We start from the raw sequence: 19,195 nt of genomic DNA, 5'->3' as shown, positions 1-19,195 counted from the left end.
GGTGAACCCGCGTCACAGCGGGACGAGCCGCCACCGCTGCGCCAACGGGAAGCGTTCCGGCAGGCCGGCGAGCAGGTCGATCATGCGGGCGGCCGAACCGCCGTACAGATAAAGCGCCGTCTCGGCTGGGCCCTCCCAATAGGACTGCAGATCGCCCTCGTCACCGATCGCCGCGATCACGGCGCCGACCAGGTCGTTGATGTCGTTGGTCCGGTAGACCTCGTCGGGCAGATCGGTCCCGTTCAGATAGACACCGAGCCCCTCGGTCACCCCGAAGACCACCGGCTCGGCGTCGTCGAGCCGCGCCGTCGACCCCTTCGGAGCGCCGGCGGCCTCCAGCGTGCCGATCACCAGCGTCAGGGCGGCGGCCGCGTCATCAGCGACCGTGAGATCGATGTCGCACGAGGCCGGCTCGCGCTCCGCGATCAGCAGCGTGCCGCCGCCGTCGATGACACACCCGGGCATCTTGGCCTCGAGCACCTCCTGCAACGGATCTTCATAGCGATCCCCACGATCAAGCGGCCGCAGCCGCGCGTTCAGCGTGATCAATAAGCGACGCGACATGAGCAAACGCTAGCGAGGGGGTCCGACATTTTTCGGCGGTACGCAGGGGCGGGCTCCCAGGCGCAATCGAGGGGCCCCCACTGCGACAGGCGGCCGGGCGGGTGGTCACCCTCCGCGGTCCGCCGCCGGGCTGTCCCGGTGGGCTGGGCTTCGAGCGGAACCACCGGCTGACGTCCTTCCCACCTTTCCCGCCGTGTTGTCCCGGCGGAGTCCCACCGGGGCGCGGGCATGCCTACCTTCGGGGTGACCGGTCGGAGCTCTTCGGGGGAGGAACCGATGACTGTCCTCGGGTTGGTGGCGGCCGCGTTCGTCCTCGCTGTGCCGGTGGGTGCGGTCCCGCCGGAAGACGGTGGACGGCGGCCGGTGCCGGTCATCTACGACAGCGACATGGACTTCGATGACGTGTCGACGCTGGCCTACCTGTGTGAGGAGCACAAACGGGGGCGGGTGGACCTGCGGGCGGTGACCGTGGCCAACAACGGCTTCGGGGTGCCGTCGCGGACGTTGCGGCATGCCCGCAGCGTGCTGGAGCAATGTGGGCTGAGGGTGCCTGTGGCGGCGGGCGCGGACGGGCAGGGAGTCCATCCGGCGCCGGCCGAGCTCGTGGCGACCATCGAGACGGTGCTCAGTGGCGCGCTCGGGGATGCGGCGCTCCCTCCGTACACAAGCGATGTGACAGCGACCGAACTGATAAGCCGGACCCTCGCGACGTCCGCGCGGCGGGTCACGATTTTGGCGACGGGGCCGCTGACCAACGTGGCCGCGGTCGAGGGGGCCGCGCGGATCGTGATCATGGGTGGGGCGCTGCGGGTGCCGGGGAACCTCTACGGGTCGGCGCTGCCCGGGTTCGACAACTCGCAGGAGTTCAACATGTGGATGGACCCGGTGTCGGCTCGGAAGGTTCTGCGAACGGAGCGGGTACGGATGGTGCCACTCGACGCCACGGCGGCGGTTCCGATCACTCAGGAGTTCGTGGCGCGGCTCGGGGCCGATCAGCGGGCGCCGGGCGCGCGGCTGGTCCACGCGATCGCCACGCAGCCCGACATGAAGGCGCTGATCGATCTCGGGATCATGTACTGGTGGGACGCGCTGGCGGCGGTCTCGATGGTGCACGAAGGCATCACGAGCTTCGAGCCGGTGCGGGTCGAGGTGGTGCGGGACGGGGTGCAGTCCGGTCGTACGGTCATCGAGCCCCGCGGTTTCCGGGTGCTGGCGGCTTCGGGGGCGGACAAGGAGGCGTTCGAGCGGCGGTTCCTCGACTCGCTGAACGGACGGTAGGTTCTCCGGTGAGATGCGTAGCCACCGGTCGAGTCTCGGGACCCTGCTGCACCACGTGCATGTGAGCGGGCCGCTGTCGCGTGCCGAGCTGGCCGAGCGGATGGGAATCAACCGCAGCACGGTGCTGGCGTTGACGGCGGAGCTGGTGGCGGCCGGCCTGGTGCGCGAGGAGCAGCCGTCGGGGGTGACCCGGGCGGGACGCCCGTCGCTGGTGGTGCGCCCCGAGTCGGAGCGGGTCTTCGTGCTCGCCTTCGACGTCGCGGTCGACCGGCTGACGGCGGCCCGGGTCGGGCTGGGTGGCCAGATCCTGGACCGGCGCGCGGCGGCCCGGTCGCGGGCGGGGGCCGACCTGGAGACCGTTGGTGCGGCGGCTGGCCGGGCTGGGCCGGGAGCTGGTGAGGGCGGCGCCGCCGGGGTCGGTGTGCGCCGGGCTGGGCGCGGCGTACTGCGGGATGATCCGCCCCGGCGACGGCATGGTGCGCTACGGGCCGGAGATGGGCTGGGTGGACCAGGCGTTCGGGGCCGAGCTGGCCCGGGCCTTGGATATCGGGCTGCCGGTGGCAGTGGGGAACGAGGCGCATCTGGGAGCGCTGGCCGAGTTCGAGCGCGGCGCCGGCCGGGGCTCACCCGACCTGGTCTACTTGCACGGCGACGTAGGCGTAGGAGGAGGAATCCTGGTCGGCGGCAAGCTCCTGGGCGGCGACGCCGGTTACGGCTGCGAGGTCGGCCATATGCTGGTCAACCCGGCCGACGGCCGCCCGTGCTTGTGCGGCTCCCGGGGTTGCTTGGAGGCCGAGACAGGCGAGTACGCGTTGTTGACCGCAGCCGGACGGGCCGACACCGATCACGCCGACACCGACCGCGCCGACACCGATCACGCCGGCACCGACCGCGCCGACACCGATCACGCCGGCACCGACCGCGCCGACACCGATCACGCCGGCACCGGACGCGCCGATATTGGGTGGGAGGCGGTGCGGGCCGTGGTCCGGGACGCGGCCGACGGTGATCGGCGCGCGGCCGCCGCTGTGGCGGAGATCGGCGACTGGCTGGGCATCGGGGTCGCCAATCTGATCAACCTCTTCAACCCGGCGGTGGTCATCTTCGGCGGCATGCTGCGTGACGTCTACGGGGCGGCGGCACCCCAGGTATCGGCCCGGATCGCCCAGCACGCCATGCCGGTCTCCCGGGAGCGGGCAAAGCTGCGCCTCTCCGAACTGGCCGGCGACGCCACCCTGATCGGCGCGGCCGACCTGGGGTTCGCCTCCCTCCTGAACGACCCCCTGAACCCGAACCGGCCCACCGACCGCCTCACCACCGCGGCCCGGCCGTGACCCGCTCCCGCTCGCTGGCCCGGTCAACCGGCACCGGGCCCTGCGTGGGTCATGGTCGTGCGGGGGCTCCGACCGGTTCGCGGGGTGGGGTGGCCGTGGGGCGGGTTCGGGTGCGCTGGGTCAGGAAGACGCAGGCCAGGACGATGGCGGCGGCGCCGATCGACGCCGGGCTCACCGACTCGCCCAGCAGGAGGGCCGACCAGGCCAATGTCAGCACGGGCTGGGCCAGCTGGATCTGGCCCACCCGGGCTATGCCGCCCTGGGCCAAGCCGGCGTACCAGGCGAAGAAGCCCAGGAACATCGAGACGACGGTCAGATAGGCGAACGACGACCACGCGCCCAGGCCGGCCCGCGGGGGAGCGGCCACGGCGGCGGCGATCGTCACGGGGACCGTCACCGGCAGGGAGAGAAGCAGGGCCCAGCAGATCGTTCGGGCGCCGCCCAGGCTTCGGGCCAGGACGCCGCCCTCGGCGTAGCCCAAGCCGCACAGGACGACGGCGGCCACCAGGAACAGGTCGGCCACGTCGAGAGCGCCGCTCACCGCGCCTGTCGTGACCAGGAAGGCGACCACGGCCAGGAGGCCGGCCGAGCTCGCGGCCCAGAACGCCACGGGTGGGCGCTCGCCCGCGCGCAGCACGGCGAAGACGGCCGTCATCGCGGGCAGCACGGTGATCACCACGGCGCCGTGGGCCGACGTCTGTGTGGTCAGGGCCAGCGACGTGAACAGCGGGAACCCCACCACCACGCCCAGTGCCACGATCGACAGGCGGCGCCACTGGTCGCGGGTGGGGCGCGGGGCTCTCGTCACCGACAGATACGCCCCGGCCAGGGCGGCGGCGCCGACGGCCCGGCCGAAGGCGACGAACCACGGGTCGATCTGCTGCACGGCCACCCGCGTCATGGGCAGCGACAGGCTGAAGGCCAGCACGCCCAGGGCGCCCAGCGCGAAGCCCGCTGTTACCGAGCCGGTGACAGTAGCGCTACTGTTGTCTTTCATGAATGACGGTAACGCAGCGAGCCGTGTTATCCAAGATCTGCGCCGGCAGGCGCGGGGCATGGAGGTCGGCGCGCGGTTGCCGTCGGTGCGGGAACTGACCGCCCGGCATCAGGCCTCACCGGTCACCGTGGCCGAGGCGATCCGGCGCCTGGTCGCGGAGGGCCTGGTCGAGACCCGGTCGGGCCGGGGCACCTTCGTGGCACCCCGCCCCACGACGGAAACACCGCCCGACCTGTCCTGGCAGACGGTCGCGCTCGGTCCCCGGCTGTCCGGTGAGAGCGAGATGCAGGCGTTACTGGCGTTACCGCCCGCGGGCGCGATCCCGCTCACCGGCGGCTATCTCGACGCCGACCTTCAGCCGACGGCGGCGCTGGGCGCGGCGCTGGCCCGAGCCGCGCGGCAGCCCGCCAGCTGGCAGCGCGGGCCGGTCGAGGGGCGCGAGGATCTGCGGGACTGGTTCGCCCGTCAGGCCGGCGGCGGCCTGCGCGCGGCCGACATGGTGATCTGCCCGGGCGGCCAGTCCGCGCTGTCGACCGCCTTCCGCGCGCTGGCCTCGCCCGGCGACACCGTGCTGGTCGAGTCGCCGACCTACCTCGGCGCCCTGGCCGCTGCCCGCGCTTGCGGTCTGCGGGTGGTTCCGGTTCCCGCTGACCCTTCAGGGGTACGCCCGGAGCACCTCGCCGCCGCCTTCACCCGCACTGGTGCGCGGCTCTTCTATTGCCAGCCGCTGTACGCCAACCCGACCGGCGCCACCCTGTCGGTCGACCGCCGCGCCGAGGTGGTCAAGGCCGTCCGCGATGCCGGAGCCTTCCTGATCGAGGACGACTACGCCCGCGACCTGACCATCGACGGCGAGCCCCCACGCCCACTGGTGGCCGACGACCCCGACGGCCACGTGGTCTACGTACGCTCACTCACCAAGTCGGCCGCTCCCGGCCTGCGCGTCGCCGCGATAGGCGCCCGCGGCCCGGCCGGCGCCCGCCTGCGGGCGGCCCGCCTGCTCGACGACTTCTTCGTGGCCGGTCCCTTGCAACAGGCCACTTTGGAATTGGTGACCGCCCCGTCGTGGGCCCGTCATCTGCGCGCCTTGCGGACAGCGCTGGCAGCGAGGCGTGGCGCGTTGCTGACCGCCCTGGGCCGCCACCTGCCGAGCATGGTGCCCTCGACGATCCCCCGCGGCGGCCTGCATTTGTGGGTGGCCCTCCCGGACGGCGCCGACGACATGGCCACGACCACCGCGGCCGCCGCCTCGGGAGTGACCGTCTTCCCGGGCCGCCCTTGGTACGCGGCCGAGCCCCCGGGCCCCTTCCTGCGCTTGACCTACGCCGCCGCTCCCGCCGATCAGATCAACGAGGCCGTACGCCGTCTCGCCCTGACCATGGTGTGAGAGGTGCCCCGCCGCGCCAAGCCGGCCGGGAAGGGCGCGTGCAGGGCTCGGCCGGATGGGTGGGGATGCGGGACGTTTGGTTCGAAAGCGGGAGTCTGCCGTTGCCGCTGTCCGAAATGTGCGTTTATCGGGGGAGTGGTGAGCTGACGGGGGTGTGGCAGATGGAGCGCAGACAATTCCTGGCCGGGGTGGCCGTTGTCGGTGCCGGGGTGCTGGTTCCGGGTGGGGTGGCCGAGGCGGCGTACGGCAATGAGCCTGTCGTTCTCTACTCCGAAGGTGGCGGCTTCGTTCCGGCCGGCTATGACCAGATCCGGCCGCCTCAGTTTGTCGTCTACCGCGATGGCACGGCCATTGTCGACGCGGAGCGGCGGCTGCGGCTTCGGGCCGGTGAGGTCGACGATCTTCTGCGGCACTCGGCTCGTGTGCTTCGTGACCCGGCCAACGGCAAGCTGCTGCTCGGTCCCGATGACCCGCAGATCGCGGACGCGCCGACCAGCCACTTCGAAGCCCGGTGGCGTGGCCGGACGCTGCGGCTGGACGCCTACGCGTTCACCGCCTACCGGCAGCATCGCGGATACGCGGCCGCCACCTACGAGCTCTACGACGATCTCATGGCCTGCCGCGGGCGGGTCCGCAAGCGTGGCGCCGCCTACCGCCCGGATGCCGTCCGCATGGTCGCCGTTCTGGCCGGAGGCGGGCCGGTTGCCGAGACGCAGCCGTGGCCGTCCGGGGTCACGCCGCCCGCGTTCCCCAAGGACACGTGGTGGAGCAGCCGAAACGTTCGTGGCCGTCAGGCCCGCAGCGTGATCCGGGCGCTTCCCCGCAAGGACGTGTGGGACTGGCGCTCGTACCGGCTGCCGGACGACCGCGTGGTCAGCGTGACCTGGCGTCATCTGCTGCCGCACGAATAACCTCGGCTCCGTGACGGAGACCCTCGATCTGACTCGGCGCCTCGGTGAGGGCTGGTGCGTCACCGTCACGGTGCTGGCGCCGGCCCTCACGCTCGACATGATGGGCGTCCGGGAGGTGGCCCCGGTGCCGGGCGGGCTCGCCGTGGCCAGCCGGCGCATCGCGCTACGGCCGCCCGAGGTGATGCTGCTGGCCAAGCCGGCCGGTGACGGGACTCTGGTGCTGGAGGTCGAGGGCACCCTCGGCTGGATCGGGGCCGATCCGGAGATGCTCGGCGAGCTGTCCGAGGCCGGGCGGGCCTGCTCGATCTACCGCGACCCCAACAAGATCGAGCTGCTGGTGGCCGAGGACGGTGACGTGATCGCGGGGATGAGCGCCGTGACGCTCGGGTCGTGGGGAAGGTTCGACCCGGGCTGGGTCGACGGGCTCGATGAGCGCTCGGGAACGCCCAGCCAGTGCGCGGCCCTGGCCCTGAAAGCGATCACCGGCGTCGGGCTCGACGCCGGTGTGCTCGACGATCCGTGGCTCGGGGGAGTGACGAAGGGTCCTACTTGCTAGGTTCGGGGACGTCGCACTTGATCTTCGGGTTGACGCCCATCCAGTTGAGCGGTCCGGCCAGAGTGGTGACGACGATCGTGCCGAACTCGGCACAGCTGGTGTCGCCGGTGTCCTTGAAATAGCCGCGCTCGTAGGCGGCCACGCCGCCGAGGACGAGCCAGAGGATGACGATCAGCCCGCCTATCGTTCCGAAGCGCATCGGGGCCTCCTGGGTAGTGGGGATTGACCGCCGACGTACCCCGAAGGCTTTGATCTCTAAACGGGAGTGCGGACCGCTTGGAGGGTGTACGTGTGTGGCAGCCGCTCCGGCTTGTCACGCAACTGGAACTCGCCGTCGCCGATGTCGACCATGCTGCGCTCGAGGGCGTGCCAGGGAACGCTGGTGTGCTCGACCAGGCCGGTGATGGTCATGCCGGCCTCGAGCAGGGCCGTCACGATCTCGCCCAGGCCGTGGTTCCACTCGTGGGTGACGTTGTTGGTGAAGGCGGTGTCCGTCTCGACGTACGTCCCGGCCTCCTCGTAGATCTGCGGAGCGGCCGTCTCGAAATAGGGCTCGGACAGCACGAGCAGGTCGTCGTCGCGCTCGTAGTCGAGGGCCCAGAGCACGGGATGGCCCTCGCGGACGAACAGGCGGCCGCCGGGGCGCAGGAGGGCGGCGACCGTGCGGGCCCAGCGGCGGATGTCGGGGAGCCAGCACAGCGCGCCGACTCCGGTGTAGACGAAGTCGTAACCATCGCCGGCCGCGGCCACCGCGTCGTAGACGTCCGACTGCACGAACCGGACATCGGCGCCGGCGAGATCGGCGACGCGCCGGGCCTCCGCCAGCGACTTGGGCGAGAAGTCGAGGCCGGTCATCGTGGCGCCCAGCCGGGCGAGCGAGACCGTGTCGGTGCCGATGTGGCACTGCAGGTGGACGCCGCGCAGCCCGGACACGTCGCCGAGCAACGGCCGGTCGAAGCGGATGGTCTGGCTCAGGAAGGCCGGATCGTCGGCGTATTGGGAGACGGAGTAGCCCGGGGAGGCCGCGTGGGCGGCGGCCCGCTCGTCCCAGTTGGCCCGGTTCACGTCGCGGTAGTCGGTCACTCGGGCACGATATGCCGTCGGCGGTGGCCCGCGCCTTACGTTTTCGCGCGGTGATGGCGTTGAATGTCATCTCATGGAGACCAGGCGGACGACGGTCCGGGACGTGCGCCGGGCGAACCGGGCGAGTCTGCTGACCGACCTGTTCCGCGGTGGCATGCAGAGCCGCCAGCAGCTTGCCGCCACCACGGCGCTGAGCCAGGCCAGCGTGAGCAACCTGATCGGCGAGATGATCGAGGAGGGGCTGGTCGAGGAGGCCGGCCTGGTCGGCTCCGACGGTGGCCGTCCCCGGGTGCTGCTGCGGGTGCGGCCCGGCTTCCGCTACGTGGTCGGCGCCGACGTGGCCGAGACCCGGGTGCTGGTGGAGCTCTACGACCTGTCGATGTCGCGGCTGGCCGCGGCCACCCTCGAGCACGACGACGACCCCGCGCAGGTCGCCGCGAAGCTGCTCGAAGGGCTGGCCCGGGTCGTGGCCGAGGCCGGGGTCGAGACGAAGGACGTGCTCGGCTTCGGGGTGGGCGTGCCCGGCGTGGTCGAGGTGGACGACGGTGTCGTCGACTCGCAGTCGACCGGCTGGGACGCGGTGCCGCTGGGCGCGATGCTGCGGGCCGGCACCGACGTGCCGGTCTTCGTGGAGAACGGCGCCAAGACGCACGGGCAGGCCGAGATGTGGTTCGGCGCCGGCCGCGGGGCGCGGCACGCGGTCATCATCATGATCGGTACGGGAGTGGGTGCGGCCGTCGTGATGGACGGGCGCTCCTATCGGGGCGCGAACAGCAACGCGGGCGAGTGGGGCCACACCACGCTGATCTACGACGGTGACGAGTGCCGGTGCGGCGCCCGGGGCTGCCTGGAGGCGTACATCGGAGCCGACCGGATCGGCGCCCGGCTGGCCGCCGCCCTCGGTGTCGACCACACTCCGGAGCTGCTTCCCCGCATGCTGGCCAGCGAGGAGCCGGCCGCGATCGAGGTGTTCGCGCAGGCGGCGGGCTATCTGGGGGCCGGCATCGCCGACCTGATCAACCTGTTCAGCCCGGAGCGCATCGTGGTCGGCGGCGAGACCGGCACGGCGTTCGCGGCCCGCTTCCTGCCCGAGATCCGGCGGGCCGCGGCCCGGCACGCGCTGCGCCGCCCGTACGCCGCGACCAGCATCGACGTGTGCCAACTGGGCCGCGACGCCGTGGCCATGGGCGCGGCCACCCTGCCGGTCGCCCGGCTGCTGGCCGACGGCGGCCTGCCCGAGCCGCCGGCCGAGCCGGTCCTGGCCTTCGCCCCGAGGCAGCGCCCCCGGAGCGGTTCCTGACCGGCCGGCCGAGTCCCGGGGCGGCGCCCCGGAGCGTTCCCTGACCGGCCGGCCGGGGCGGGCGGTGGAGCGTCAGGCCGAGCGCAGCGCGGCGATCGAGTCCCGCAGCCAGAGAGCGCTCTGCTTCGGGATCCGTTCCTGCGTCTCGTAATCCACCCGCACGATGCCGAAGCGCTTCGCGTAGCCCTCGGCCCACTCGAAGTTGTCGAGCAGCGACCAGGCGAAATAGCCGCGGATGTCGGCGCCCTGGTCCCGGGCCGCGGCTACCGCCGCGATGTGTGATGACAAATAGGCCGTACGGTCATGGTCGGCGACAAATCCGGAGTTGTCGGGTACGTCGTCGAAGGCGGCGCCGTTCTCGGTGATCACCATCGGCAGCCCGGGGTAGTCGCGAGCGAGCCGCGTCAGCAGCGCCGTGAACCGGGACGGCGTGATCGGCCAGCCCATGGCCGTGCGTGGCGTGTCCGGGAACACCGCCCGCACGACCGGCTCGCCGGCGGTGTCGACGGTGTTCCCGTCGAGATCCGTACCGGCGAAGTCCTGCCCGAAGTAGAAGTTGACCCCGAGCACGTCGAACGGCTGCGAGATGATCTCCAGATCGCCTTCCTGTACGGGCATCGCCGAACCCCGCGCGGCCAGATCGGCCACGACGTCGGCCGGATAGGTGCCGTGCCGCAACGGGTCGAGGTAGAGCCGCAGCCCCATCCCGTCGGCGCGCCGGGCCGCCTCGGCGTCGAGGTCCGAGGAGGACAGCGGGTCGGCCGTGCCCATGTTCAGGGTGATGCCGAACTTATGAGTGTCCGACGGCATCGCCTGCAGCGCGAGCCCGTGTCCCAGCAGCAGGTGGTGTGTGGCCGCCAGCGACGCGTCGAAGTCACGCCGGCCGGGCGCGTGCACGCCCACGTTGTAGCCGAGCCAGGCCGAGCACCACGGCTCGTTCAGCGTCGTGAACGTGCCGACCCGGTCCTTCAGCTTCGCGAAGACGATCGCCGCGTAGTCGGCGAACCGGTAGGCGGTGTCCCGGTTGGGCCAGCCGCCCGCGTCCTCCAGCTCCTGCGGCAGGTCCCAGTGGTAGAGCGTCACCCACGGGTCGATGCCGTTGGCCAGCAGCTCGTCGACCAGCCGGTCGTAGAAGGCCAGGCCGGCCGGGTTGACCGGCCCGCGGCCGCCGGGCTGCACCCGCGGCCACGCCACCGAGAACCGGTAGCTGTCCATGCCCAGGCTCTTGATCAACGCCACGTCCTGCGGCATCCGGTGGTAGTGGTCGCAGGCCACGTCGCCGGTGTCGCCGTTGTGCACGGCTCCCGGCGTACGGCTGAAGGTGTCCCAGATGGACGGGGTGCGCCCGTCCTCGGCCACCGCGCCCTCGATCTGGTACGAGGCCGTGGCCACGCCCCAGGTGAAGGAGGGCGGCAGGCCGGTGATCAGGGGCGCCAGGTCGGTTGCGGATGTCAACGGTTCTCCAGGGAAAGGTCGAGGGCGCCGGCCGGGCGGTCGGCCGGAGGGTGGAGCCAGCAGGCGACCGAGCGGCCGTTCGTGTCGGCCGGCGGCCCGAGCACTGGGATCTTCGTCGAGCACGGCTCGAACGCCTGGGGGCAGCGCGGATGGAACGAACATCCGCTGGGCATACCGGCCAGGTCCGGTGGCGAGCCCGGGATGCCGGCCAGCTCGCGCTTCGGGCCGCGCAGGGCCGGGAAAGAGGCGAGGAGCCCGGCCGAGTACGGATGGAGGGCGTCCCGGTAGATCGTCGCCGCCGGCGCTTCCTCGACGATCCGGCCCCCGTACATGATGGCGATCCGGTTGGAGAACTCCACCAGCAGCGACAGGTCGTGCGTGATGAAGATGACCGAGAAGCCGAGCCGCTCGCGCAGCTCGATCAGCTGGCCCAGGATCTGCCGCTGCATCACCACGTCGAGGGCGGTGGTCGGCTCGTCCATGATGACCACCTGCGGCTGAAGGATCAGCGCCATGCCGATCATCACGCGCTGGCGCATGCCGCCGGACAGCTGATGCGGATAGGCGTCCATCCGGTCCGGCGAGATGCCGACCAGCTTGAGCATCTCGCGGGCCCGGGCGTTGCGGGTGTGCTCGCTCATCTTCGGCTCGTGGGCCTTGAGCACGTCGGTGAGCTGGGTCGAGATCTTGTGGACGGGGTTGAGCGAGTTCATCGCGCCCTGGAAAACGATCGCCGTCTCGGCCCAGCGGAACTGCCGCAGCTTGCGGTCGTTGAGGGCCAGGACGTCGTACGGCTGACCGCCCTCGGGGTGATAGACGACCTCGCCCCCGGTGATGACGCCGGGCGGGGGCAGCAGCCGGGTCAGGCCGTAGGCCAGCGTCGACTTGCCGGAGCCGCTCTCGCCGGCCAGGCCGAGCACCTCGCCGCGATGCAGGGTGAGGCTGACGTCCCGTACGGCGTGCACGGCTCGGTCGCCCAGGCCGTAGTCGACGTTCAGATCGCGGATTTCGAGAACGGGTTCGCTCACGGCCGATCGCCGCCCTTCGACAGAACAGGGGTGAATCCGATGCGCATCCGTACGGTCCGGCCGGAGGCGGTCTTGACCTTGGTCTTGCCCGCGCTGCGCAGGCGCGGGCTGACGAACTCGTCGATGCCGAAGTTGATCAGGGACAGCGCGGTGCCCAGGAAGGCGATCGCGAGACCGGCCGGCACGAACCACCACCAGGCGTTCTGCGCCAGGGCCTGCTGACCCTGGGCCCAGAACAGGATGGTGCCCCAGTTCCAGCCGTTGTTGACGACGCCGATGAAGGCCAGCGTGATCTCGGAGAGCACGGCGAAGATGACGGTGCCGACGAAGCCCGAGGCGATCACCGCGGTCAGGTTGGGCAGCAGCTCGAAGCCGATGATCCGCCAGGTCTTCTCGCCGGTCGCCCGCGACGCCTCGACGTAGTCACGCCGGCGCAGCGACAGGGTCTGCGCGCGCAGCACCCGGGCGTTCCACGACCACGAGGTGAGGCCGATGACCAGCGCGATCAGGGTGTCGCTGGCGTTGTTCAGGATCGACGTGATGATGATCATCAGCGGGACGGCCGGGATGACCAGGATGACGTTGGCGAACGCCGAGAGGACGTCGTCGGTCTTGCCGCCCAGATAGCCGGCGGTCACGCCGATCAGCACCGACAGCACGGTCGCGATCGTGCCGGCCAGCAGGCCGACGTACATCACGCTGCGGGTGCCGACCAGGATTTGGCTGAACACGTCCTGGCCCAGGTGGGTGGTGCCGAGCCAGTGGTCGGCCGAGGGCGGTTGCACCAGGTCGTTGCCGCGGGCGCTGGGATCGTACGGCGCGATCCACGGCCCGATGATCGCGAAGAGGATGTAGAGCCCGAGGATGGTCAGGCCGACGGCCGCCTTCTTGTTGCGGACGAAGGTGAACCGCTGCCGCTTGCGCCTGCTCGGGTGCGGCTCCTCGGGCTGGGCCATCGAGCCCTGCCCGGGGATCACCTGCTCGATGCTGGAGGTGGGGATCGTCATCGCTCAGCCCTCCTTGCGGGTGCGCGGGTCGAGGAGCAGATACGCCACGTCGGCCAGCAGGTTGGCGACCAGCACCGAGATGGTGATGACGAGGAAGATGCCCTGCATGAGCGGGTAGTCCTTGGCGCCCAGCGCTTGCAGGAGCGTGAAGCCCAGGCCGGGGTACGAGAACACGATCTCCACCAGCAGCGTGCCGCCGACGATGAAGCCGAGCGACAGCGCGAACCCGGAGACGTTGGGCAGCAACGCGTTGCGGGCCGCGTAGCTGACCGCCACCCGCCGCTCGGACAGGCCCTTGGCGTGGGCGACGGTGATGTAGTCCTCCGACGCCACCGTCACCATCATGTTGCGCATGCTCAGGATCCAGCCGCTGACCGACGAGATCAGGATGGTCAGCGCGGGCAGCAGGCTGTGCTGGATGGCGCTCGGGATGAAGTACTGGTCCCAGGCCGGCACGAGACCCGAGTCGAAGCCGCCGGACGACGGGAAGAAGCTGTCCGGCCCGGCCAGCAGGTAGATCGCGATGATGCCGAGCCAGAAGTACGGCACCGACGAGAAGAAGGTGGTGACCGGCAGCAGACCGTCGGCCCACGAGCCGCGCCGCCAGCCGGCCAGCACGCCCAGCCCGGTGCCGAGAAGGAAGCTGATGATCGTGGTGATGCCGACCAGCATCACCGTCCACGGCAGGGCCTGCGAGATGACCTGCGAGACCGGCGCCGGGAAGAACGTGAAGGACAGGCCCAGATCACCCTGGAAGATCTGCTTCCAGTAGTCGATGTACTGCTGCCACAGGCTTTCCTGCTTGTCCAGGCCGAACAGGACGTACAGCGACTGGATGGCCTCGGTGCTGAGCTGGCCGCGATATTTCGCGATGAGCGACTGTACGGGGTCACCCGGCACCAGGCGCGGGATGAAGAAGTTGAGGGTGATCGCGGCCCAGGCCGTGAACAGATAGAACGCGATGCGCTGGAGGAAGTACCTCACTTCGCCACCTCCGCGTCGTCGTAGAGCCAGCAGGCGGCCCAGTGATCGGGGGCGTCGCCGATCTGGAGCGGCACCGGCAGGTCGGTCGAGCAGCGCGGCATCGCGGCCGGGCAGCGCGGATGGAAGCGGCATCCGGTGGGCGGATGGATCAGGCTCGGCGGCTCGCCGTTGCCCCGGTCCTCGTCCAGCGGATCGAGGTCGCCGGTGAGGCGGTCCGGGTCGGGCGCCGAGTCGATCAGCAGCTTGGTGTACGGATGGGCCGGCGACTGGGTCACGGTCTCGCTGTCGCCGCCCTCGACCATCCGCCCGGCGTACATGACGAGGGTCTGGTCGGCGAAGTAGCGGGCCGAGGCGATGTCGTGGGTGATGTAGAGGATCGCCAGGTTGAGGCGCTCCTTGAGGTCCCGCAACAGATTCAGTACGCCGAGACGGATCGACACGTCCAACATGGACACCGGCTCGTCGGCCAGCAGCGCCTCGGGCCGGGCGCCGAGGGCACGGGCGATCGCCACCCGCTGGCGCTGCCCGCCGGACAGCTCGTGCGGGAACTTGTCCAGATAGCGCTCGGGCGGGGTGAGGCTGACCCTGGTCAGCAGGTCGTGCAGGGCGGCGTCGAGGTCCTCGGCGTTCCCGTGGATCTTCAGCGCCCGGGTCAGGTGATACCTGATGGTGTGCACCGGGTTCAGGGACGCGAACGGATCCTGGAAGATCATCTGGACCCGGGCCGCGTACTCGCGGAACGGCCGGCCACCCTTGACCTTCGTGCTCTCGCCATGGAGCTTGATGTCGCCGGCCGTACGGGGATAGAGCTGGGCCAGCAGGCGGGCCACAGTGGACTTGCCCGAGCCGGACTCGCCGACGAGGGCGACCACCTGGCCGCGGCGGAGGGTGAGGTTCACATCGTCGACGGCGTGAACCGCTTCGTGCTCCTTGCGGAAGATCTGTCTGAGTTGCCGGCGGACCGGGAAGTGCTTGGTCAGGCCTACCGCCTCGAGCACCACCTCGCCGGAAGGAGCCTCGGCTTCCTTTGTCGACGTCATGCGCTTGTTCCTTCGTTGAGGTGCCGCTCCCCGCGGACGGTGCGGGGAGCGGCGAGTCGGGCGTCAGGCGCCGGCGGGCTTGAGCTTGAGGACGATCTGGAGGGCGTACGGCTGCGTCGGCTGCGCGCCCGAGTACGGGTCGGCGTCGGTCGGCCAGCCCGTCCAGTTCTTGTCGCTGTAGGCCGCGCCCACGTTGTCGGCGCCGACCGGCAGCATCGGTGCCTGCTCGACGAAGACCTTCTGGATCTTGTTCATCTGGGCGGTGCGGTCGGCGTCGCTGGTCGCGTTGGCGTACGCCTTGAGCGCGGCCGTGGCCTCCGGGCTGTTGAAGCGGCCGAAGTTGCCCTGCTGGGCGGCGGTGCCGATCGGCTTCATGAGGGCGCCGTCCATGACGGTCTGGTAGATGTCGTACGGCGTGGCGCCACCGTTGGTCCAGCGCATCGAGGCCTCGAAGGCGCCCTTCTGCACGTTGGCGTCCCACACGTCCTGGTTCGGCTTCTCGACGGTGGCCTCGATGCCGATCTCGGCGAAGTTGCTCTTGATGATCTCCAGCGTGGTCTGGTAGTCCGACCACGGCGCCGGGTCGCTGAGCTTGATCTTCACGGGCTTGCCGCTCGGGTCGCTCAGCGTCTTGCCGTTCAGCTTGTAACCAGCGCTCTGCAGGAGAGCCTTGGCGCCCTCGACGTCGACCGAGAACTCCTTGCCCTTGTACTCCGGGGCGATGTACGCGTCACCGGCGCCCGGCGGCAGACCGGTCACGCTCTTGATCTCCGGGTGGAAGTAGCCGGCCTCGGCCTGGTTGAAGATGTCGGTCCGGTTGATGACCATGTTCATGGCCTGGCGCAGCTTCGGGTCGTCGAACGGCTTGACCGTGGTGTTGATGTACAGGCCGTGGATGCCGAGCACGCCGGGGGCCCACAGCTTGTGGTGCGCCGGGTCCTTGGCCACGAAGGTCTGCTGGGCGTTGGGGATGAAGACGAAGCTCCACTCCGACTCGCCGTTGGCCAGCGCGGTCGCCTGGGCGCTGTTGTCGGCGTACGAGACGTACCGCAGCTCCTTGACCTTGGGCAGGTCCTGCCAGTAACCGGAGTCGCGGACGCTGAGGGTGACGCCGGCCTGGGTGAAGGACTTCAGCGTGTACGGGCCGGAGCCGATCGGGTTCTTGTTGACGTCGGTGGCCGGGTCGGAGATCTTCTCCCAGACGTGCTTGGGGACGATCGGCGTGTTGGCCAGGATCTTGTTCTGGTTGACGAACTGCGACGACTTGAAGGTCAGCTTGACGTTGCTGCCGCTGACGGTGATCTGGTCGTACGGCACGGCGTACTGGTTGAGCGCGTCGTTGCCCTTGATCAGCGTGTACGTGTAGCCGACGTCCTCGGCGGTCAGCTTCTGCCCGTCGGACCAGGTGGCGTTGTCGCGGACGGTGATGTCGACCGACTTGTAGTCGTCGGCCCACTTGACGCTGCTGGCCAGCCAGGGGGTGGCCGGGTCGGCCGGCTTGACCGGGTTCCACTGGGTCAGCGGCTCGTAGATCATCCACTTGTAGCCCAGCGCGTTGGCCGAGGAGGTGCCGGCGAACGGGTTGTGGTTCTCGGTCTGCGTGCCGTTCGGCATGCCGATCTTGAGGAAGTCGACCGACGACTTGTTCGCGTTGTTGGCGTTGTTCGCGTTCGGCGAGTCGCCGCACGCCGCGAGCCCGCCGGTGGCGAGCGCGCTCGCCAGGGCGACCGCGAACAGTTTCCTTCTCTGCATCACGAATCTCCTCGATAAATCGCGTTTTATCCGGGTGGAGCGGTGGTGGGCTGGTTCCGCTTGGGGCGGGTGGAGCTGTGGGCTGGTTCCGCTTGGGGCGGGTGGAGCTGTGGGCTGGTTCCGCTGGGGCGGGTCGAGCGGGGGTGGGCTCGTTCCGCTTGGGCGGGTGGTGGGCTCGGGTCGCTCGGGGCGGGGCGACGGGCTCAGGCTGGGGCGACGGGCTCGGGCTGGGGCGACGGGCTCGGTCCGCCTGGGGCGGGGCGGCGAGTGGTCGGTCGGGGAGGCGGCGAGTGGTCGGGCGGGGAGGCGGCGAGTGGTCAGGCGGGGAGGAGGGCGGGTTGTCGGGCGGGGGAGGACGGCGGGCGTCGGGCGTCGGGCGGAGGAGGGCGTGCGGCATCGCGGCGCCAGCGGGGGCGGGCGTCGTGGGAGCGATGGGCGCAGGGGCCCGCCGCCGGCCGTGGGCCGGCGTTTTCGTTATGGGGTAAGGCTTTTAGAGGGTGGAGGAGCGGGGAGTGAAGGTGGTGGGAATGACGGTGGGGCGGTTGGGCAGGGGTGTGCCCTCGAAGTGGCCGAGCAGCGCGCGTGCCGCCGCCTCGCCCATCTCGCGCAGCGGTTGGTGCACCGTGCTCAGCGGCGGCTGGGTGTGCGCCGCGGTCGGTATGTCGTCGAAGCCGACCACGGCGACGTCCTGCGGCACCCGCTTGCCGTGGTCGAGCAGCTCACGCATGGCGCCGATGGCGGCCAGGTCGTTGTGCGCGAACACGGCGTCGAAGTCCACACCGGACTCCAGCGCGGCCCGGACGCCGGCGGCGCCGGCGGCGGTCGTGAAATCGCCGGGATGCACCCGGTCGGTGGTGATGGGGTGCCCGGCCTCGGCGAAGACGGTGGCGAAGCCGGTGAACCGCTGCTGGGTGCAGCCGAAGCGGTCCGGCCCGGTCACCATCAGCGGCCGGGTGCGGCCGATCTCGAGCAGGTGGCGCGCGGCCGAGCCGGCGCCGTCGTGGTTGGTCGTCCCGATGCTGGGGATCTGGCCCGAGGCCTGGTGGCGGTCGTCGATGAGCACCACCGGAAGTCCCCGGGCGTGCAGCGTGGCGATGTAGTCGAGGGTGCCCTCGGGCTCGATGACCAGCAGCCCGTCGAACGACTTGGCCGACACCTGCGCGCCGAACTGGCGCATCGACTCCTCGCCGCGGTTGCACGTGAACAGCAGCAGGCCGTACCGCTCGGTCTCGAGCACGTCGACCGCGCCCTGGATGACCTCGCCGATCCACGGCCAGGTGAGCGACGGCACGAGCATGCCGACCACCCGGGTGCGGCCGCGGGCCAGGCCGACGGCGCGGGCGCTGGGCACGTAGCCGAGCTCCTCGATCACCGCGCGGACCCGCGCGGCGGTCGACTCGTCCAGCTCGCCCTTGCCGTTGAGAACCCGGGACACGGTCGTCTTGCTGACCTTGGCCCGAGCCGCGACGTCGGCGATGGTGATCGGCACTTGTCCTCCGTTAGTTCTGACCGCTCGGTGTCACCGGCTCTTTACGGCCATGTGTCGGAACCGGTTTCGGGAGCGGTTCCGGCAGTTAACGCCAGTGAGGCCGGTCACGTCAACGGTGTCAAATCAATATTTAGGTTTCAGTGCGATTACGGCCGTCGATGGGAGCGCTCCATTGACGAGCTTCAGGACGAAACGGTCGCAACCTTCGAGGCGAGATGAGGCAGCACGATGCCCAATGGGGCATCGACGACGACCCCCGCGTACGGCTCCCCGCGCGTCACGCCGCGGTTGACGATCGCCACCCGGATGCCGTCCTTGACCGCCCGCAGCACGAAACGGCGGCCCGACATGACGGTCAGCGAGGATCCCAGCACCAGCAGGGTCCGCGCGGCGGCGACGAGGCCGAAGCTGCGCGACACGCGCTCCGGCGGCACCGTCTCACCGAAGTAGACGACGTCCGGCTTCAGCATGCCGCCGCAGGTTGTGCAGTCGACCACCGCGAAACCGTCGAGCTCGGTGTCGTCCAGCTCCACATCGCCGTCCGCGTTGATCGCCGTGGCCACCCCTCGGAAGTCCGGGTTGGCCTCGTCCAGGCGGGCCGCCATCCATTCCCGTGGCGTCAGATCGCCGCAGTCCAGGCAGACGATGCGGGACAGGTTGCCGTGCAGCTCGACCACGTCACGGGCGCCGCCGGCCTGGTGCAGACCGTCCACGTTCTGCGTGATGACGCCCTGGACCGCGCCCGCCTCCTGCATGCGCGCGACCGCGCGGTGCCCGTCGTTGGGCCGGGCCTCGCCGATCGTGCGCCAGCCCAGATGGCTGCGCGCCCAGTAGCGGCGCCGGGCGATCGGATCGCGGGTGAACGTCTGATAGGTCATCGGCGTCGAGCGCCGGGCCGACCCGGACGGGCCCCGGTAGTCCGGGATGCCGGAGTCGGTGGAGAGCCCGGCCCCGCTGAGCACCACCACGCCGCCCTCGGAGATCCACTCTTCGAGCTCGGCCACCTGCCGTACTACCTGTAAGTCCACGT

General features: G+C 70.6%; 17 protein-coding genes and 1 pseudogene. 6 read left to right on the top strand and 12 right to left on the bottom strand.

The genetic code is table 11. From position 1 onward, the window contains the following. Window positions 1-12 precede the first annotated feature (12 nt). The gene (locus ACQP2X_RS38395; RefSeq protein WP_498690348.1) at window positions 13-564 is read right to left on the bottom strand and encodes a hypothetical protein; all 552 of its coding nucleotides are present in this window, start codon (window positions 562-564) and stop codon (window positions 13-15) included. Between the two features lie 276 nt (window positions 565-840). Here ACQP2X_RS38395 and ACQP2X_RS38390 point away from each other — a divergent pair, with 276 nt between their 5' ends. Then, window positions 841-1,842 carry a nucleoside hydrolase gene (locus ACQP2X_RS38390; RefSeq protein WP_498690346.1) on the top strand — a complete coding sequence of 334 codons (1,002 nt, stop codon included), beginning with the start codon at window positions 841-843 and terminating at the stop codon, window positions 1,840-1,842. Between the two features lie 13 nt (window positions 1,843-1,855). Beyond that, window positions 1,856-3,176: pseudogene (locus ACQP2X_RS38385) on the top strand (ROK family transcriptional regulator). 49 nt (window positions 3,177-3,225) lie between these two features. Here the strand turns inward: ACQP2X_RS38385 and ACQP2X_RS38380 are convergent. Beyond that, window positions 3,226-4,173, bottom strand: coding sequence for a DMT family transporter (locus ACQP2X_RS38380; RefSeq protein ID WP_498690344.1), 948 nt, complete (start codon window positions 4,171-4,173; stop codon window positions 3,226-3,228). Between ACQP2X_RS38380 and ACQP2X_RS38375 the strand changes: the two genes are divergently transcribed. The 3 genes from ACQP2X_RS38375 to ACQP2X_RS38365 all read left to right on the top strand — a co-directional run bounded on the left by ACQP2X_RS38375 (window position 4,172) and on the right by ACQP2X_RS38365 (window position 7,027). After that, on the top strand, window positions 4,172-5,560 hold the full coding sequence (locus ACQP2X_RS38375) for an aminotransferase-like domain-containing protein (protein ID WP_498690342.1): 1,389 nt from the start codon (window positions 4,172-4,174) through the stop codon (window positions 5,558-5,560). The genes ACQP2X_RS38380 and ACQP2X_RS38375 overlap by 2 nt on opposite strands. Before the next feature lie 161 nt (window positions 5,561-5,721). Then, on the top strand, window positions 5,722-6,471 hold the full coding sequence (locus tag ACQP2X_RS38370; RefSeq protein WP_498690340.1) for a hypothetical protein: 750 nt from the start codon (window positions 5,722-5,724) through the stop codon (window positions 6,469-6,471). A 10-nt stretch (window positions 6,472-6,481) separates the two neighbouring features. Then, entirely contained in the window at window positions 6,482-7,027 is a 546-nt protein-coding gene (locus tag ACQP2X_RS38365; protein ID WP_498690338.1) for a hypothetical protein, read from the top strand. Here ACQP2X_RS38365 and ACQP2X_RS38360 read toward each other — a convergent pair. Together ACQP2X_RS38360 and ACQP2X_RS38355 are read right to left on the bottom strand one after the other, a co-directional pair. Beyond that, window positions 7,017-7,226, bottom strand: coding sequence for a hypothetical protein (locus ACQP2X_RS38360; protein WP_498690336.1), 210 nt, complete (start codon window positions 7,224-7,226; stop codon window positions 7,017-7,019). The two genes, ACQP2X_RS38365 and ACQP2X_RS38360, sit on opposite strands and share 11 nt — an antisense overlap. 56 nt (window positions 7,227-7,282) lie before the next feature. Then, window positions 7,283-8,110 (bottom strand): class I SAM-dependent methyltransferase, encoded by an 828-nt coding sequence (locus tag ACQP2X_RS38355; RefSeq protein ID WP_498690334.1) that lies wholly within the window; start codon window positions 8,108-8,110, stop codon window positions 7,283-7,285. Window positions 8,111-8,183: 73 nt separating this feature from the next. Between ACQP2X_RS38355 and ACQP2X_RS38350 the strand changes: the two genes are divergently transcribed. Further along, window positions 8,184-9,410, top strand: a complete 1,227-nt coding sequence (locus ACQP2X_RS38350) for an ROK family protein (protein ID WP_498690333.1) — start codon at window positions 8,184-8,186, stop codon at window positions 9,408-9,410. A gap of 72 nt (window positions 9,411-9,482) precedes the next feature. On the opposite strand, the gene ACQP2X_RS38345 is transcribed toward ACQP2X_RS38350, so the two are convergent. From ACQP2X_RS38345 to ACQP2X_RS38310, 8 genes are all read right to left on the bottom strand, one after another. Continuing rightward, window positions 9,483-10,865 (bottom strand): GH1 family beta-glucosidase, encoded by a 1,383-nt coding sequence (locus ACQP2X_RS38345; protein WP_498690331.1) that lies wholly within the window; start codon window positions 10,863-10,865, stop codon window positions 9,483-9,485. Further along, entirely contained in the window at window positions 10,862-11,893 is a 1,032-nt protein-coding gene (locus ACQP2X_RS38340) for an ABC transporter ATP-binding protein (protein ID WP_498690330.1), read from the bottom strand. The genes ACQP2X_RS38345 and ACQP2X_RS38340 overlap by 4 nt, the downstream gene beginning before the upstream one ends. Then, on the bottom strand, window positions 11,890-12,900 hold the full coding sequence (locus ACQP2X_RS38335) for an ABC transporter permease (RefSeq protein ID WP_498690328.1): 1,011 nt from the start codon (window positions 12,898-12,900) through the stop codon (window positions 11,890-11,892). The genes ACQP2X_RS38340 and ACQP2X_RS38335 overlap by 4 nt, the downstream gene beginning before the upstream one ends. A 3-nt stretch (window positions 12,901-12,903) precedes the next feature. Beyond that, window positions 12,904-13,884 carry an ABC transporter permease gene (locus ACQP2X_RS38330; RefSeq protein ID WP_498690326.1) on the bottom strand — a complete coding sequence of 327 codons (981 nt, stop codon included), beginning with the start codon at window positions 13,882-13,884 and terminating at the stop codon, window positions 12,904-12,906. Further along, on the bottom strand, window positions 13,881-14,924 hold the full coding sequence (locus tag ACQP2X_RS38325) for an ABC transporter ATP-binding protein (RefSeq protein WP_498690325.1): 1,044 nt from the start codon (window positions 14,922-14,924) through the stop codon (window positions 13,881-13,883). The genes ACQP2X_RS38330 and ACQP2X_RS38325 overlap by 4 nt, the downstream gene beginning before the upstream one ends. 63 nt (window positions 14,925-14,987) lie before the next feature. Beyond that, window positions 14,988-16,676 (bottom strand): ABC transporter substrate-binding protein, encoded by a 1,689-nt coding sequence (locus tag ACQP2X_RS38320; RefSeq protein WP_498690323.1) that lies wholly within the window; start codon window positions 16,674-16,676, stop codon window positions 14,988-14,990. Window positions 16,677-17,166: 490 nt separating this feature from the next. After that, entirely contained in the window at window positions 17,167-18,165 is a 999-nt protein-coding gene (locus tag ACQP2X_RS38315) for a LacI family DNA-binding transcriptional regulator (protein ID WP_498690321.1), read from the bottom strand. 182 nt (window positions 18,166-18,347) lie between these two features. Next, on the bottom strand, window positions 18,348-19,193 hold the full coding sequence (locus tag ACQP2X_RS38310) for an NAD-dependent protein deacetylase (protein ID WP_498690320.1): 846 nt from the start codon (window positions 19,191-19,193) through the stop codon (window positions 18,348-18,350). Window positions 19,194-19,195 lie beyond the last annotated feature (2 nt).

This window comes from Actinoplanes sp. CA-131856, from assembly GCF_050956135.1.
Lineage (GTDB): Bacteria > Actinomycetota > Actinomycetes > Mycobacteriales > Micromonosporaceae > Actinoplanes.
Note: the sequence above shows the minus strand (reverse complement) of the source record. Positions and strands in the feature narration are given on the sequence as shown.

Excerpts from the sequence above, each read along its gene's own strand:
- ACQP2X_RS38395 (WP_498690348.1), bottom strand. The coding sequence starts at position 564 with ATGTCGCGTCGCTTATTGATCACGCTGAACGCGCGGCTGCGGCCGCTT.
- ACQP2X_RS38390 (WP_498690346.1), top strand. The coding sequence starts at position 841 with ATGACTGTCCTCGGGTTGGTGGCGGCCGCGTTCGTCCTCGCTGTGCCG.
- ACQP2X_RS38375 (WP_498690342.1), top strand. The coding sequence starts at position 4,172 with ATGAATGACGGTAACGCAGCGAGCCGTGTTATCCAAGATCTGCGCCGG.
- ACQP2X_RS38380 (WP_498690344.1), bottom strand. The coding sequence starts at position 4,173 with ATGAAAGACAACAGTAGCGCTACTGTCACCGGCTCGGTAACAGCGGGC.
- ACQP2X_RS38370 (WP_498690340.1), top strand. The coding sequence starts at position 5,722 with ATGGAGCGCAGACAATTCCTGGCCGGGGTGGCCGTTGTCGGTGCCGGG.
- ACQP2X_RS38360 (WP_498690336.1), bottom strand. The coding sequence starts at position 7,226 with ATGCGCTTCGGAACGATAGGCGGGCTGATCGTCATCCTCTGGCTCGTC.
- ACQP2X_RS38350 (WP_498690333.1), top strand. The coding sequence starts at position 8,184 with ATGGAGACCAGGCGGACGACGGTCCGGGACGTGCGCCGGGCGAACCGG.
- ACQP2X_RS38335 (WP_498690328.1), bottom strand. The coding sequence starts at position 12,900 with ATGACGATCCCCACCTCCAGCATCGAGCAGGTGATCCCCGGGCAGGGC.
- ACQP2X_RS38325 (WP_498690325.1), bottom strand. The coding sequence starts at position 14,924 with ATGACGTCGACAAAGGAAGCCGAGGCTCCTTCCGGCGAGGTGGTGCTC.
- ACQP2X_RS38320 (WP_498690323.1), bottom strand. The coding sequence starts at position 16,676 with ATGCAGAGAAGGAAACTGTTCGCGGTCGCCCTGGCGAGCGCGCTCGCC.